General features: G+C 72.6%; 12 protein-coding genes. 8 read left to right on the plus strand and 4 right to left on the minus strand.

Translation table 11 applies throughout. The annotated features are described in order from the left end of the window. Positions 1-67: 67 nt before the first annotated feature. Both ppdK and ACFYM0_RS14185 read left to right on the plus strand, forming a co-directional pair. Positions 68-2,776, plus strand: coding sequence for a pyruvate, phosphate dikinase (gene ppdK, locus ACFYM0_RS14180; protein WP_388500648.1), 2,709 nt, complete (start codon positions 68-70; stop codon positions 2,774-2,776). A 517-nt stretch (positions 2,777-3,293) separates the two neighbouring features. After that, on the plus strand, positions 3,294-4,379 hold the full coding sequence (locus ACFYM0_RS14185; RefSeq protein WP_388500650.1) for a helix-turn-helix domain-containing protein: 1,086 nt from the start codon (positions 3,294-3,296) through the stop codon (positions 4,377-4,379). A 116-nt stretch (positions 4,380-4,495) separates the two neighbouring features. Here the strand turns inward: ACFYM0_RS14185 and ACFYM0_RS14190 are convergent, their stop codons facing one another. Then, entirely contained in the window at positions 4,496-5,656 is a 1,161-nt protein-coding gene (locus tag ACFYM0_RS14190) for an alkaline phosphatase PhoX (protein WP_388500652.1), read from the minus strand. Positions 5,657-5,955: 299 nt separating this feature from the next. Here ACFYM0_RS14190 and ACFYM0_RS14195 point away from each other — a divergent pair, with 299 nt between their 5' ends. Together ACFYM0_RS14195 and ACFYM0_RS14200 are read left to right on the plus strand one after the other, a co-directional pair. Beyond that, positions 5,956-6,477 (plus strand): group III truncated hemoglobin, encoded by a 522-nt coding sequence (locus ACFYM0_RS14195; protein WP_388500654.1) that lies wholly within the window; start codon positions 5,956-5,958, stop codon positions 6,475-6,477. A 150-nt stretch (positions 6,478-6,627) separates the two neighbouring features. Beyond that, complete coding sequence (locus ACFYM0_RS14200) at positions 6,628-7,035, plus strand: VOC family protein (protein ID WP_388500657.1); 408 nt, start codon at positions 6,628-6,630, stop codon at positions 7,033-7,035. Here the strand turns inward: ACFYM0_RS14200 and nirD are convergent, their stop codons facing one another. The 3 genes from nirD to ACFYM0_RS14215 form a co-directional block, all read right to left on the minus strand. After that, positions 7,036-7,380, minus strand: a complete 345-nt coding sequence (nirD, locus tag ACFYM0_RS14205) for a nitrite reductase small subunit NirD (RefSeq protein ID WP_388500659.1) — start codon at positions 7,378-7,380, stop codon at positions 7,036-7,038. Beyond that, entirely contained in the window at positions 7,377-9,866 is a 2,490-nt protein-coding gene (gene nirB / locus ACFYM0_RS14210; protein ID WP_388500980.1) for a nitrite reductase large subunit NirB, read from the minus strand. The genes nirD and nirB overlap by 4 nt, the downstream gene beginning before the upstream one ends. A 110-nt stretch (positions 9,867-9,976) precedes the next feature. Then, positions 9,977-11,446: an NAD(P)/FAD-dependent oxidoreductase gene (locus ACFYM0_RS14215; RefSeq protein WP_388500661.1), complete on the minus strand. Its 1,470-nt coding sequence runs from the start codon at positions 11,444-11,446 to the stop codon at positions 9,977-9,979. Positions 11,447-11,613: 167 nt separating this feature from the next. On the opposite strand from ACFYM0_RS14215, the gene ACFYM0_RS14220 reads away from it, so the two are divergent. The 4 genes from ACFYM0_RS14220 to ACFYM0_RS14235 all read left to right on the plus strand — a co-directional run bounded on the left by ACFYM0_RS14220 (position 11,614) and on the right by ACFYM0_RS14235 (position 15,809). Beyond that, positions 11,614-12,915 carry a ferric reductase-like transmembrane domain-containing protein gene (locus ACFYM0_RS14220; RefSeq protein WP_388500663.1) on the plus strand — a complete coding sequence of 434 codons (1,302 nt, stop codon included), beginning with the start codon at positions 11,614-11,616 and terminating at the stop codon, positions 12,913-12,915. Between the two features lie 566 nt (positions 12,916-13,481). Then, on the plus strand, positions 13,482-14,258 hold the full coding sequence (locus ACFYM0_RS14225; protein WP_388500664.1) for a sulfite exporter TauE/SafE family protein: 777 nt from the start codon (positions 13,482-13,484) through the stop codon (positions 14,256-14,258). A 49-nt stretch (positions 14,259-14,307) separates the two neighbouring features. Next, the gene (locus tag ACFYM0_RS14230; protein ID WP_388500666.1) at positions 14,308-15,300 is read left to right on the plus strand and encodes a class I SAM-dependent methyltransferase; all 993 of its coding nucleotides are present in this window, start codon (positions 14,308-14,310) and stop codon (positions 15,298-15,300) included. Next, positions 15,297-15,809 carry a hypothetical protein gene (locus tag ACFYM0_RS14235; RefSeq protein ID WP_388500668.1) on the plus strand — a complete coding sequence of 171 codons (513 nt, stop codon included), beginning with the start codon at positions 15,297-15,299 and terminating at the stop codon, positions 15,807-15,809. Before ACFYM0_RS14230 ends, ACFYM0_RS14235 begins: the two co-directional genes overlap by 4 nt. Positions 15,810-15,844 lie beyond the last annotated feature (35 nt).

Consider the following 15,844-nt stretch of genomic DNA (forward strand, 5'->3'; position numbering starts at 1 on the left):
TAGGCCTTCGATCTGGGTATGTTCCTGGCCGTCAGGGCAGCCACCGAGCCTCGAGGAGTCGAGACCCGTGTCGGAAAACAAAGATCAGAAGTTCGTCTACGACTTCACGGAGGGCAACCGCGACCTCAAGGACCTTCTCGGCGGCAAGGGTGCCAACCTCGCCGAGATGACCAACCTGGGTCTGCCGGTCCCTCCCGGCTTCACCATCACCACCGAGGCCTGCAAGGTCTACCTCGACAGCGGCGAGGCCCCGGCCGAGCTGCGCGAAGAGGTCAGCGCGCACCTCGCCGCCCTCGAGGCGAAGATGGGCAAGAAGCTCGGCCAGTCGGACGACCCGCTGCTGGTCTCCGTGCGTTCCGGCGCCAAGTTCTCGATGCCCGGCATGATGGACACGGTCCTCAACATCGGCCTCTCCGACGAGTCCGTCGCCGGCCTCGCCACCCAGGCGGGCAACGAGCGCTTCGCGTGGGACTCGTACCGCCGCCTGATCCAGATGTTCGGCAAGACCGTCCTCGACGTGGACGGCGAGCTGTTCGAGGAGGCCCTCGACGAGGCCAAGGCCGCCAAGAAGGTCACCGTCGACACCGACCTCGACGCCGCCGATCTGAAGAAGCTGGTCACCCGCTTCAAGAAGATCGTCGCCAAGCAGGCCGGCCGCGAGTTCCCGCAGGACGCCCGCGAGCAGCTCGACCTCGCCGTCGAAGCGGTCTTCAACTCCTGGAACACCGACCGCGCCAAGCTCTACCGCCGCCAGGAGCGCATCCCGAGCGACCTGGGCACCGCGGTCAACATCTGCTCCATGGTCTTCGGCAACCTCGGCCCCGACTCGGGCACCGGAGTCGCCTTCACCCGTGACCCGGCCACCGGCCACGCGGGCGTCTACGGCGACTACCTCCAGAACGCCCAGGGCGAGGACGTGGTCGCGGGCATCCGCAACACCGTGCCGCTCGCGGACCTGGAGACCATCGACAAGGTCTCGTACGACCAGCTCATGACGATCATGACGACGCTGGAGACCCACTACAAGGATCTCTGCGACATCGAGTTCACCATCGAGCGCGGCCAGCTGTGGATGCTCCAGACCCGCGTCGGCAAGCGCACCGCCGGTGCCGCCTTCCGCATCGCCACCCAGCTCGTCGACCAGGGCCTCATCGACGAGGCCGAGGCCCTCCAGCGCGTCAACGGCGCCCAGCTCGCGCAGCTGATGTTCCCGCGCTTCGACGAGGACGCGAAGACGACGCTGCTGGGCCGCGGCATCGCCGCCTCCCCGGGCGCGGCCGTCGGCAAGGCCGTCTTCGACTCCTACACGGCCGTCAAGTGGTCCCGCTCCGGCGAGAAGGTCATCCTGATCCGCCGCGAGACCAACCCCGACGACCTGGACGGCATGATCGCCTCCGAGGGCATCCTGACCTCGCGCGGCGGCAAGACCTCGCACGCGGCCGTCGTCGCCCGCGGCATGGGCAAGACCTGCGTCTGCGGCGCCGAGGACCTCGAGGTCGACACCAAGCGCCGCCGCATGACGGTCGGCGGAACGGTCGTCGAAGAGGGCGACGTCGTCTCCATCGACGGCTCCACCGGCAAGGTCTACCTCGGTGAGGTACCCGTCGTACCGTCCCCGGTCGTCGAGTACTTCGAGGGCCGCATGCACGCCGGCGCCGACGACGCCGACGAGCTCGTCGCCGCCGTGCACCGGATCATGGCCTACGCCGACCGCGTACGCCGCCTGCGGGTGCGCGCCAACGCCGACAACGCCGAGGACGCGCTGCGCGCCCGCCGCTTCGGCGCCCAGGGCATCGGCCTGTGCCGCACCGAGCACATGTTCCTCGGCGAGCGCCGTGAACTGGTGGAGCGACTGATCCTCGCGGACACCGACGACGAGCGCGAGGAGGCCCTCAGCGCCCTCCTGCCGCTGCAGAAGAAGGACTTCGTTGAGCTGTTCGAGGCGATGGACGGACTGCCCGTCACCGTCCGCCTGCTCGACCCGCCGCTGCACGAGTTCCTGCCCGACATCACCGAGCTGTCGGTGCGCGTCGCCCTCGCCGAGTCCCGCAAGGACGCCAACGAGAACGACCTGCGCCTGCTCCAGGCCGTGCACAAGCTGCACGAGCAGAACCCGATGCTGGGTCTGCGCGGAGTCCGCCTCGGCCTGGTCATCCCCGGCCTGTTCAAGATGCAGGTCCGGGCGATCGCCGAGGCCGCGGCCGAGCGCAAGAACGCCAAGGGCGACCCGCGCGCCGAGATCATGGTCCCGCTCGTGGGCACCGTGCAGGAGCTGGAGATCGTCCGCGAGGAGGCCGACGCGGTCATCGCCGAGGTCGAGGCCGCCACCGGCACCGACCTCAAGCTGACCATCGGCACCATGATCGAGCTGCCCCGCGCCGCCCTCACGGCCGGCCAGATCGCCGAGGCCGCGCAGTTCTTCTCCTTCGGCACGAACGACCTGACCCAGACCGTGTGGGGCTTCTCCCGCGACGACGTCGAGGCCAGCTTCTTCACCGCCTACCTGGAGAAGGGCATCTTCGGGGTCTCTCCCTTCGAGACCATCGACCGGGACGGCGTCGGCACGCTGGTCCGCAGCGCCGTCGAGGCCGGCCGGGCCACTCGCCCCGACCTCAAGCTCGGCGTCTGCGGAGAGCACGGCGGCGACCCCGAGTCCGTCCACTTCTTCCACGAGGTCGGCCTGGACTACGTCTCCTGCTCGCCGTTCCGGATCCCGGTCGCGCGCCTGGAGGCCGGCCGCGCCGCCGCCGAGGCGAAGGGCAGCGACAGCCGCTGACCGCCCCACGGCCCCGTTGCGGGGCCCCATCGACCGCGCCTGCCCCCGGGTTCCCTGACGTCCGGTGGCAGGCGCGCTCTATTTCCCCGGCGTTCCCCGGTGTTCCTCGGCGTTCCCCGTCCTTCTCTGACGTTCGAGGGCGTTCCCCGGCCTTCCCGGGCGCCGTTCCCCGGCGTTCCCCGGTGTTCCCGGGGCTCAGTATTGGTTCAATGTTGTTCCAGATGCCTTAACGGCAACAGGCGGTGGACGGATCCCCACCCGTCCACCGCCTGTCGCCAATCCGCCGGACACGTCGGCGCTTCCCGGTGCGACCGACCGCCAGGCCCCGCAAAGCCCCCCACGGCCTTCGCGGAGCGTTTCGGTCGCGCCGGAGTGTGCCCGGCGGAGTACAGGATTTCGGTTGTCACACCTTCGCCGAAAGGGGTTTCAACTGTGGCTGAAAGGCCATGGTGACCACGTGTGACGGCGTGCATACTCGAGGGGCGGGGGGATTGCGGTTGCACAGGTGGGGGTTCGGGTGCTGCGTATCCATTTCACTGGAGTGGACCTCGCGCGCGTAAGGATGGCAGGGCGTCCGGATGCGTTGTGGGAAACGATTCTGAGTTTTCACCGTTTACGGGACCGGCGGGATACGCGACTCTTCGGCGATTGGCGTGCGGAAACACGCACCAGGTTGAATGGTGAAACACGACTTCTCGGTGCGCTGATACCGAGCCGCGGGTATTTCCCCGATTTCCTGACCCCCGTGGAGGGGCAGTACGGGTGGGACGTGGGCCTCGACGCACTGCGCGGGATCCGCCCCGAGCGGCTGCGGCGCGAGCTCACCCTGCTCGGCCGGGGCGTGGAGGCGGGCTCCGGCATGGCCGCCGCCTTCGGGATGCCCGCGGCGGCCGGCGGGGGCGCGTACCGGGGCTCCGAGGTCCTGGTCCCCAGGCGGCTGCGGGACTTCATGGAGGGGGACACCGCGCACCTGCCCCGGCTGATGGGCGAGCTGCGCGGGTACCACCGGGCGGCCGTGGAGCCGTACTGGAGCCACATCCAGGCGCAGATCGAGGCCGAGCGGGCCGCGCGGGGGCGGGCGCTGCTCGACGGGGGAGCGGACGAGCTGCTGGCCTCCCTGCCGCCGATGCTGCGGTGGCGGGCGCCGGTGCTGGAGTGCGACTACCCCGTGGACCGGGACGTACGGCTACGGGGGCGCGGGCTGCTGCTCCAGCCCTCCTTCTTCTGCCGGCGCACGGCGGTGACCCTGCACGATCCCGAGCTGCCGCCCGTGCTGGTGTATCCGGCGGCGGCCGAGCTGTCCTCGGCGCAGCCCGGCGGCGAGGGGGCCCGCCCGGCGGAGGAGCGGCGCCGGCACCGCCAGCACACCCTGGGCAAGCTCGTCGGGCACACCCGGTCGGTGGTGCTCCAGGCGATCGGCGACGGGGCCACCACGAGCGAGCTGGCCCGGCGGGCCGGGGTGTCGCTGGCCTCCGCGAGCCAGCACGCGGGGGTCATGCGGGAGGCCGGGCTGGTCACCACGCTGCGGCGGGGCAACGCCGTGTTGCACACGGTGACGCCGCTGGGAGCCGCGCTGCTCAAGGGCGGGGCAGTGATGTCGTGAGCGGCCGCGCCCCGGCGGGTTCGTGACCCGTCGGGGCGCGGCCGGTGGCGGGGCCGGATGCGACCCCGGCCCCGGTCCCGGCCGCGGCCGGGGCCGGTGGCGGGGCCGGAGCGGTGTCAGACGCGGAACGGGCCCGTGACCTCGTACGTGATGCCGCCCGTGGAGCTGCCGCTCGTGCCGCGCTGGCTGCTGAAGTAGAGGCGGTTGCCGGCGGGGGAGAAGGCCGGGCCGGTGATCTCCGAGGAGGACTGGCCGGTGACCCGCAGGAAGGGTGCGACGACGTCGTCCGGGGTGATGACGCAGATCTCCAGGTTGCCGCCGTCCTCGGCGACGTACAGGTCGCCGTACGAGGACCCCGTGACGTTGTCGACGCCCGTCAGGGGGGCGCCGCCGCCGGAGACCAGGGAGTCGTCGTAGGCGAGCTCGTAGGTGCTGTTCGCGAGGTTGAGCTGCCAGACGCGGTTGTCGCCCTTGGTGGTGAACCAGACCGTGTCGTTGGCGTAGTGGCAGCCCTCGCCGCCGTTGAACTTCTTCGAGCCCGAGACCTGGGTCCGCGTGCTGGTCGGCGAGCCGTCCGGGTCGGGGACGTTGGCCCAGGTGAAGGAGCCGGAGGTGGCGGTGCCGGCCTTGAGGACCTGGAGGGTGCCGGAGGAGAGGTTGCCCCAGGTGGTGGGGATGAAGCGGTAGAAGCAGCCGCTGGTCTCGTCCTCGGTCAGGTAGACGACCTGGCGCACCGGGTCGGCGGCGGCCGCCTCGTGCTTGAAGCGGCCCATCGCGGGGCGCTGCACCGAGGCGTTCACCCCGTACGGGTCGGTCTCGTAGACGTAGCCGCGGTCGACCTCCTCGCAGGACAGCCAGGTGTTCCACGGGGTCTTGCCGCCCGCGCAGTTCTGCCGGGTGCCGGAGAGGATGCGGTAGGCGCCGGTGACGGTGCCCGAGGAGTCGAACTTCACCGCGCTCGCACCGCCGGAGGGGTTGATCTCCGAGTTCGACACGTAGATCCAGCCCGTGCCGTCGGCGAAACAGGCGCCGCCGTCGGGGGCGCTGTGCCAGGCGTACGAGGTGCCGGGGACCGTCTGGCCGGAGCGGGCTATCACCCGGCTGCTGAAGCCGGCGGGCAGCATGATGCCGTTGGCGTCGGCGGCGCCGAGCGCCCCGTAGGGTCCGGCGCCCGGCTGGGCGGGGGCCGCGTAGGCCGCGCCGTGCATCAGCGTGCCGCCGAAGGCGGCGGCGGAGGAGCCGATGACGGCCCCGCGAAGGAAGGTACGACGTTCCACGGTCACTCCTGTGGGAGGAGAGGCTCCGCGCCCGGTCGGGCGAGGAGTCACGCACGCGTCGAGGAACTTAGAACCGCTGAGTTGACGTGACGTCAATTCCATATGACGCGGGAGCGACCGGCGCGAGGTCAATCCTCCCGGGGGGATTTCCCGAAGAATCGGAGAGGAAGTGGAGAGCGGTCGGAGAGCGACCGGAGATGCAGCCGAGAGGCGCCGAAGCGGTATCGAAGCGTCCGGGACGGCGTAATGCAGGACTTTCTGCCCTGGGGAGGGGAGTGGTGCGGGAGGATGGTGGGGTGATGAGCCACACCGCTGCCGACACCGCCGACACCGCCGACACCGCCGACACCGCCGACACCGCGAACGCCGGGACCGCCGACTCCGACATCGCCGGCCGCGCCGACCTCGACGTCGTGCTGCGCCGCTTCTACACGGCGGCCTTCGCCGACCCGCGGATCGGGCCCTTCTTCACCGAGATCGCCGGCACCGACCTCGACGTGCACCTGCCCCGGATCACCGACTTCTGGGAGCGGGCCCTCTTCCGCAGTGCCGACTACCGGCGCAACGCCTTCGCCCCGCACGCGGCCCTCCAGTCGGCCCGCGAGATGACCGCCGAGGACTTCGGCCGCTGGGTGCAGCTGTGGCGGGCCACGATCGACGGACTGCACCGCGGGCCGAACGCCGAGCGGGCCAAGGCCCAGGGCGAGCGGATCGCGCTGACCCTGCACAAGCGGCTGGCCGGCGCCGGTGCCTCGATGGAGAGCGCCGACGGGCTGGGCTTCGTACCGCTGGCGGCCCTGGAACTGCGCTCGTTCGCCTGACCTGTCCGGCCCACCTGACCCTGCCTGACCTGCGAGTTCGTCCCTCGTCGAAAAAATCCGAAAAACTTCGCCGGGAGCGATGAGTTCCCCGGGGCCCCGCGGTCTACCTCTCGAAAGCAACGCCGACGCACCGAGAGAAGAGAGACCGCGATGTCCTCCACCATGATCTTCGTCAACCTGCCGGTCAAGGACCTCGAGGCCACCAAGACCTTCTGGGGCAAGCTCGGTTACACCTTCAACGCCCAGTTCACCGACGAGAACTGCGCCTCGATGCCCATCACCGACTCGATCGTGGCCATGTTCCTGACCGAGGCCCGGTACAAGGACTTCACCCACAAGTCCATCGCGGACGCCACCACCACCTCCGAGGTGCTGCTCTGTCTGAGCGCCGAGAGCCGCACCGCCGTCGACGAGTTCGTCGACGGGGCCCTGGCGGCCGGCGCCACCGAGCCCCGCCCCGCCCAGGACCACGGCGTCATGTACGGCCGGGCCTTCGACGACCTCGAGGGCCACACCTGGGAGATCATGTGGATGGACCCGGCGATCGTCCAGGGCTGATCAGACGGAGGCCGGGGAGGTCGCGGCGGTCCGTACCGGGTACGTCCGGACCGTCACCTCCTCGTCGTCCAGACAGTGCCCCGACTCCAGGTCGAAGCGCTGCTTGAGCAGCGGCGAGGCCACGAAGAGCCGTCCCGCGGCCGAACCGACCAGCCCGCGCGAGAGCACCTGCGCCCCGGTGAAGGGGTCCCGGTTGGCGATGGCGTACGGGCGTCCCGCGCGGTCGACGAACACGGCGGCCTGGCTCCCGTCGGGCAGCAGCGCCGCCACCCCGCGCCCGGGGATCAGCGCCGACAGCTCGCACACGGTGAGCCAACCCTCCGTCACCTGCAGTTCCACGGTCATCGGGTGCCTCCCAGGGGTTCCAGGGTGAGGACGGTCAGGTCGGGCTTGACCTGACCGCGTTCGGGGACGAACTTCACGCTCGGGTCGGGTGCGCCGGGGGCGTTGACGAAGGACACGAACCGGCGAAGCCGCTCCGGGTCGTCCAGGGTCTCGGCCCACTCGTCGCGGTAGTGCGCCACGTGGTCGGCCATCAGCGACTCCAGCTCCGCGCACAGCCCGAGCGAATCGCGCACGATCACGTCCCGCAGGTGCTCCAGGCCGCCCTCCAGCCGGTCCAGCCAGGTGGAGGTCCGCTCCAGCCGGTCGGCGGTGCGGATGTAGAACATCAGGAACCGGTCGATGAGCCGGACCAGTTCGGCGTCGGACAGGTCCTGTGCCAGCAGGTCGGCGTGGCGCGGAGTGGCGCCGCCGTTGCCGCCGACGTAGAGGTTCCAGCCGCTCGCCGTCGCGATGATCCCGAAGTCCTTGCTCTGCGCCTCGGCGCACTCGCGGGCGCAGCCGGAGACCGCCGACTTGAGCTTGTGCGGGGCGCGCAGGCCGCGGTAGCGCAGCTCCAGGTCGATGGCCATCCGTACGGAGTCCTGGACCCCGTAGCGGCACCAGGTCTGGCCCACGCAGGACTTCACCGTCCGCAGGGCCTTGCCGTACGCGTGCCCGGACTCGAACCCGGCCTCGACGAGCCGGGCCCAGATGAGGGGGAGCTGGTCGATGGCGGCGCCGAAGAGGTCGATGCGCTGCCCGCCGGTGATCTTCGTGTAGAGACCGAAGTCGCGGGCCACCTCGCCGATCACGATGAGCTTGTCGGGGGTGATCTCGCCGCCCGGGATGCGCGGGACGACCGAGTACGAGCCGTTGCGCTGCATGTTGGCGAGGAAGTGGTCGTTGGTGTCCTGGAGGGCGGCCTGCTCCCCGTCGAGGACGTAGCCGCTCGCGCCGAGGGTGGGAGCGAGGGAGGCGATGATCGAACCGACGGTGGGCTTGCAGACCTCGCAGCCCTCGCCGCCGCGCGCCTCCTCGCGGCCGTGGCTGTCGAGGAGCCGCTCGTACGAGGTCACCTGCAGGGTGCGGACGATCTCGTAGAGCTCGGCGCGGGTGAAGGGGAAGCAGTCGCAGAGCCCTTTGTCGGCGGCGGGCGGCATCAGCTGGCCGATCACCTTGAGGCAGCTGCCGCAGCCGGTGCCGGCCTTGGTGCACTTCTTGACCTCGGGCACCGTGCTGTGGGCGGTGATCGCCTTCTTGGTGACGTTGTGGCAGGAACAGATCACCGCGCTGTCGGGCAGCGAGGAGGGGCCGAGGGCGACGGGCGCGCCGGCACCGGCCGGCAGCACCAGCTGCTCGGGGGTGACGGGCGGTACGGAGCCGGTGAGCGGGCGCAGCAGACCGTAGGAGTCGGCGTCGCCGACCAGGACGCCGCCGAGCAGGACGCCTTCGGCGGAGACGACCACCTTCTTGTAGACGCCGGAGCGGGAGTCGGAGTAGACGACGTCGAGGCTGCCGGCGGTGGCGCCGTGGGCGTCGCCGAAGGAGGCCACGTCCACGCCGAGGAGCTTGAGCTTGGTGGAGAGGTCGGCGCCGGTGAACTCCTTCTCCCGGCCCAGCAGGTCGGCCGCGGCCGTCTCCGCCATCTCGTAGCCGGGGGCGACGAGCCCGTACACGCGGCCGTCGGAGGCGAGCGCGCACTCCCCGATGGCGTAGACGTGCGGGTCGGAGGTGCGGCAGCGGGCGTCGACGGAGATGCCTCCGCGTTCGCCGACGGTCAGGCCGCTCTCGCGGGCCAGCTGGTCGCGGGGGCGGACACCGGCGGAGAAGACGACCAGGTCGGTGGCGACGGTGGAGCCGTCGGACAGCTTCATGCCGCTGACCGCGCCGTCCTCGCCGGTGAGGACCTCCTGGGTGCCGACGCCCGTGTGGACGGTGAGCCCCATGTTCTGGATCGTGCGGAGCAGGGCCGCGCCGCCGCCCTCGTCGACCTGGACGGGCATCAGGCGGGGCGCGAACTCCACGATGCTGGACGTGAGTCCGAGGCCCTGGAGCGCGCCGGCGGCCTCCAGCCCGAGCAGGCCGCCGCCGACCACGGCGCCGGTGGTCCGGGTCTTGGCGTACTCCTCGATCGCGAGGAGGTCCTCGATGGTGCGGTAGACGAAACAGCCCGGGGCGTCCTTGCCGGGGACGGGCGGCACGAAGGGGTAGCTGCCGGTCGCGAGCACGAGCACGTCGTACGGGAACACCTGCCCCGTGCGGGAGGTGACGGTGCGGGCCTCGCGGTCGATGGTCTCGGCGGGGTCGTCGAGGTGCAGGGTGATCCCGTGCTCCTCCATGAAGGAGGCGGGGGTGAGGGAGAGGTCCTCGGGGGTGCTGCCGGAGAAGTACGAGGTCAGGTGCACGCGGTCGTAGGCGGGGCGGGGCTCCTCGCAGAGCACGGTGATCCGGTGCGTGGCGGTGGCGCCGAGTTCGGCGAGCGCCTCCAGGTAGCGCTGGCCGACCATGCCGTGGCCGATGAGCACGAGGGCGGGACGGATACCGGGGGTCGTGGCGATGGCCTGGGCGGTGGCCTGGGCGGTGCCCGGAGCGGGCTGGGGCGTGGCTGCGGCCATGATCAGGAGCCTCCGTCGTCGGTGAGCAGGTGGTGCAGGTCGATCAGACCGTGCTGGTCGGTGAGGGGGGCGCCGTCCTCCCAGCTGCGGGCGAGGGCGCCCACGCTGGAGAGTTCGCCGAGCAGGACCCCGCCGACGAGGCGGTCGCCGCGGACGACGACCTTGCGGTAGGTGCGGCGGGTGGCGTCGGTGAGCCGGACCACGTCGTCGCCGGGGAGCGGGGTGGTCTCGCCGAAGGCGGCGAGGTCGAGGGGCCGGTCGCCGCCGGCGGTGAGGGTGAGGCGGGTCAGGGCGCGGGTTCCGCCGTAGGCGGGGTCCGCGGCGAGTCCCCCGCCGGTCCCGAGGAGGACGCCGGCGAGGGCGTCGGCCTGTTCCAGGGCGGGGCCGGCCAGGCCGTACACCCGGCCCGCGTGCTCGGCGCAGTCGCCGACGGCGTGGATGCGGGGGTCGCTGGTGCGGAGCTCGTCGTCGACGAGGATGCCGGTGCGGACGTCGAGGCCGGCGGCCTGGGCGAGGCCCGTGCGGGGGCGGACGCCGCAGGCGAGGACGACGAGGTCGGCGTCGAGGCGGTAGCCGACGGCGAGGTCCACGCCGGTGACCCGGCGGGGCCCCTGGGTGGGGGTGGCGCCCGGCCGCCGGGCGGGGGCTTCGGGAGCGGCGGCCCTGCCGGGCGCTCCGGGCTCTGCCCGGACCCGCTCCTCGAACGCCGGTGGGGCTGGATTCGGGCTGATGCCGCCGGCAGGGTGCGGCCGGGTTGCCCGCAGGGGCGGCGTCGGACTCGAGGCCACCGCGGGCACGGGGCCCGTCCAGGCCCCCGCCGGCGGGGCCTCGGCCGTCGTGGAGAGGCCCCGGACGCGGCATTCCGTGTGGATTTCCACGCCCAGGTCGGTCAGGTGGGTGCGCAGGAGCTCCGAGGCTTCCGCGTCGAGTTGGCGTTCCATGAGGCGCTCGCCCTGCTGGGCCAGGACGACCTGGGCGCCCCGCTCGGCCAGGGCGCGGGCCGCCGAGACGCCGAGGAGGCCGCCGCCGATCACCACCGCTCGCACGCCGGGACGTACGGCCGCCGACAGGGCCAGGCAGTCGTCCATGGTGCGGAACGCGTGGACTCCGGCGGGGAGTTCCCGCCCTTCGGGTTCGAAGAGGCCGCGCAGCGGAGGGAGGACCGGGTTCGATCCCGTGGCCAGGACGAGGGTGCCGTACGGCTCGACCGTGCCGTCGTCGCAGTGCACCACCTGCTCCGCCCGGTCGATCCGTACCGCCCGCACGCCCCGGCGCAGCGCCGGACCGGGGGCGGGGAGGGAGGTCACCTCCGGTGCGTACCGGCCGGCCAGGACCTCCGCGAGGAGGACCCGGTTGTAGGGGGCGTGCGCCTCCTCGCCGAGGACGCGTACGTCCCCGCCCAGCCGGGCGGCGAGCCGCAGGCCGGCGAGGCCGCCGCCGATCACCACCACGCGTTGCTGTTCCGAGGTCATGACACGAGAGTGCGCGGCTGCTGTTTCCCCACGACATCGCCACTGTTTCCCCGACGGAACGCCGACCTCAGCGTGCGGGTTAAGCCTCAGTGAGGCGTCCCTCAAGGCCGCCTTAAGGATCACCGGGAGGGCCGGGGAGCCCGCCGGACCGCCCGTAGCGTGGCCGTATGCGAGAGCGAGACATGGCGGTTCGGGTCAAGGGCGGGATGCTCGGCGGGGCGGGGATCATGGCCCTGCTGTGGGCCGCCCAGGTGCGGCCCTCGGCCCGGCTCGACGCGCTGTTCGCCACCGCCGCGCACTTGTCCGGCCTGCTCGCCGGGTACGGGGTGCTCGTCCTGCTGTTCCTCATGGCCCGGGTCCCCGCCGTCGAGCACGGGGTGGGCGCGGCCCGGATCGCCCGCTGGCACGCGCTGGGCGGCCGCCACGTCCTGCTGCTCTGTTTCGGGCACGCGCTCTTCGCGCTCTGCGGCTACGCCGTGCACGAGGGGGTCGACGTGCTCTCGGCGGTCCGGGAGCTGCTCGGATATCCGGCCCTGGCCGCCGCGGCGATCGGGACCGCCCTCCTGGTCGCCGTCGGCATCACCTCCGCCCGCTCCGTACGCCGCCGGGTCAGCCACGAAACCTGGCGGGGGGTCCACCTCCTGGTGTACCTCGCCGCCGCCCTCGCCTTCGGGCACCAGCTCGCCGGGCCCGACCTGGGTCCCGTCGCCTGGTTCTGGGCCCTCGCCCACGCGGTGGTCGCCGTCCTGCTGCTCTGGTACCGCGCCGTGGTCCCCGTACGCCAGGCCCTGCGGCACGCGCTGCGCGTCGCCGAGGTCCGCGTGGAGGGTCCCGGGGTGGTCTCCGTCCTCGTCTACGGGGAGCACCTCGCGGAACTGCGCGCGGAGCCGGGGCAGTTCCTGCGCTGGCGGTTCCTCCAGCGGCGGCTGTGGCACACCGCGCTGCCGTTCTCGCTGTCGGCGCCGGTCCGCGGGAACACCCTGCGCATCACCGTGAAGGCCCTCGGCGGCCACTCCCGCCGGATCCGCCGGCTGCGCCCCGGCACCCGGGTCCTCGCCACCGGCCCCTTCGGGGCGCTCACCGCCGCCCGGCGGACCCGGACCAAGGTGCTGCTGATCGCCGGCGGGGTCGGGATCACCCCGATGAGGGCGCTGTTCGAGACCCTGCCGGGCGGGCCGGGGGACATCACCCTGCTCTACCGGGCGGGCGCCGAGGAGCACCTCGTCCTGCGCTCCGAACTCGAGGCCATCGCCGCCGAACGGCAGGCCGGGCTGCACTACCTGCTCGGGCCGTCGGGCGCCGCCTTCGACCCGCTGGCCCCGCAGGCGCTGGCCGCGCTGGTCCCGGAGCTGGCCGAGCACGACGTGTACCTGTGCGGGCCGCCCGGGATGGCGGACGCGACCCAGTCCGCGCTGCTGCGGGCCGGGGTGCCGGCGGGGCGGATCCACGCCGAGTGCTTCGGGCTCTGAGGCCGGGCCCGATTCCGTCTCCGCCCCGCTCCGCCCCGTCCCCCTCCCCGAGAGGTCGCCGCCCCGTGCGTCACCCGCTGCACGTCGCCCTGCCCGTGTCACTTGCCGCTGCGCGGGGTTCGTCCCCTACCCGCCCTTCGCCCGTTCCCCGGGGCTCCGCCCCGGACCCCGGTCCTCAAACGCCGGACGGGCTGGATTTGGCTGGGCTCGGGGTTGGTCTCCAAGCGCCGGAGGGGCTGGGTTTGGCTGGGTTCGGGGTCGGTCTTCGAGCGCCGGACCGGCCGCAGGGTCCGCCGTCCGCTCCCGCGGCCGCGGCACGGCACCGCAGGCCCCGTAGTTCCCCGGCTCGGGCGGTGCTGGCCGCGCTGGGAGCCGTACCGCCCGCCCGGCGGCTGGCGGCCGGGCTCGGGCTGGCCAGTGTGCTGGCGGCGAGCGTGCTGACGGCGGCGGTGGATCCGTCGGCTCCCGTGGCCCCGGACCGGGTTCCGGCCGGCCGAAGCTCAACCTTTGCGCAAGTTTCCGGGGATTGATGGCCGCTGCACCCAACCGCTCCATAGGGTCGGGCCGTGCCTGACATATCGACAACCATGATCATCATGCTGTGCGTGGCCGCCGCCGCGGCCGGCTGGATCGACGCCGTCGTGGGCGGCGGCGGCCTGCTGCTCCTGCCCGCCCTGCTGCTCGGCCTGCCGCACGCCCATCCCGCCACCGTCCTCGGCACCAACAAGGCCGTGTCCATCGTGGGGACCTCGGGCGCGGCCGTGTCGTACCTGCGCAAGACCTCGGTGGACGTGAAGCTCGCCGTCCGCATCGGCCTGGCCGCACTCGCCGGCTCGATGGGCGGGGCCGCCCTGGCCGGCGGCATCAGCAAGGACGCGCTGCGCCCGCTGATCATGGTGGTCCTGGTGGTCGTCGCGGCCTTCGTCCTCTTCCGCCCCGGCTTCGGAGTCGCTCCCGGAGCCGCCCCCGTCAGCCGTCGGCGCGTCCTGCTCACCATCGCCCTGGCCGGGCTCGGCATCGGCTTCTACGACGGGTTCATCGGCCCCGGCACCGGCACCTTCCTGGTGCTGGCCCTGACGGCCCTGCTCCACCTCGACCTGGTCACCGCCTCCGCCACGGCGAAGATCGTCAACGTCTGCACCAACGGCGGGGCGCTCGCGATGTTCGCCTACCAGGGCATGGTGCTGTGGCAACTGGCGGCGCTGATGGCCGTGTTCAACCTGGCGGGCGGCATGATCGGCGCCCGGATGGCACTGAAGAAGGGCAGCGGTTTCGTCCGCGGAGTGCTCCTGACGGTCGTCGGCGGCCTGGTGCTGAAGCTGGGTTTCGAACAGTGGGGCTGACCTGGGACGCGCATGGGCAGGGCCGCGGCGGCGGGATAAAGTTGCCGACGTGCCCCACCTTGAGATATCCGACCTGATCACCGTCACCGATCCGCTCAGCGGGGCGCGACTGCCGGTGCGCCGGGGTGACGTGGTCCGCCGGCTCGACGAGGCGGGGGATCCGCGCGCGGCCCGGATCGTCGCCGGGCTGCCGGCCGGCCCGGACGACGTGCTCGACCCGCTCGCCGTGGACCGGCTGATGATCGGCGTCCACACCGAGCTGCAGCGGCTCAGCGAGGAACTGCGCATCGGGGAACGGCTGGTGCACGTACTGGACCCGCTGTTCGAGGCCATCCGTGAGATCGCGGGCCGCCGGGGCCGGTTCCGCCTGGTCGACATCGGATCAGGGCTCGGCTACCTCGTCCGCTGGCTGGCGTCCACCGGAGCCCTCGGCCCGAACGTCGAGCTGATCGGCGTCGACCTCGACGCCGCCCTCGTCGCCGAGGCCGACCGGCTGGCCCGCGCCGAGGGTCTCGACTGCCGGTTCGTCCACGGCAATGCCTTCGACCTCCCGGAAGTCGCCACCGTCTACGTCTCCACCGGGCTGCTCCACCACTTCCGCGGCCCCGCGCTCGCGGAGTTCTTCGAGGCGCAGGCCGACTCCCAGGCACTGGCCTTCTGCCACTTCGACATCGCCGCCACCCGGCTGGCACCCGTGGGCGCCTGGATGTTCCACCGCGCCCGGATGCGCCATCCGCTCGGCCGCCACGACGGGGTCGTCTCCGCCCGGCGCGCCCACTCGGACGAAACCCTGCTGCACGCCGCGACCGTACCGGGCATCCGGGCGCTGCTCTACGAGCCCCGGGGCCTGTCCAACCCCTTCTGCACCACCCTGCGCCCGGTCCTCGGCATCCGCCCCTACTTGGAGGACCCGCTGCGCCAGGCCCTCGGCCGCGCCTCCCGCAGGCTCGTGGGCGCGGAGGACCTGACCCGCGGCGGACCACCGAGGCACGACGCCGCGTCCTGGTCCGCCTCCGCCTCCGGGTCCGGGGCCGCGCGATGAACCCGGTCCTGCCCCTCGCCGTCCTCGGCCTCGTGGACGCGGCGTTCAGCGGCTTCCGTGCCTACGCCGGCCGGGACGCCCGGATCCGCAAGCACCGTGCCGTCCTGCGCGCCTCCCTGCGCGGGCTGGCGGTCGGCTCCGTCCTGCTGCTGGCGCCCGCCCTCGCGGCGGGCTCCGTCCTGCTGCTCGCCGAGGACACCGACCGGGCGTACGGGGCCCTCGCCGACGGTGGGACCGGCTTCCTCGTCCCGCTCGGGGCCTACGCCCTCGCCGTCGGGCTCTCGCTCGCCGCCTACTTCGCGCTGCCGTACCGGGCGAGCACCCTCGCCATGGTCGTCGGGCTCGGCCCGCTGACGCTGGCCCGGCCGCTGGTCGTGGCCGGAGCCTGCGCCGGTGCGCTCGTGGCCGGGGGCGGCTGGACCTCGCTCCTGGTGGGAGCCGTGGCGGGCGCCGCGGTCCTGTGCGTCGAGCCGTACGTCCACCGCCGCTGGTACGCGTTTCCCGCATAGACCGCCGAGGTGCCCGGCCCGACAGGCCCGCCCGG

This window comes from Streptomyces sp. NPDC006487 (assembly GCF_042870555.1).
Lineage (GTDB): Bacteria > Actinomycetota > Actinomycetes > Streptomycetales > Streptomycetaceae > Streptomyces.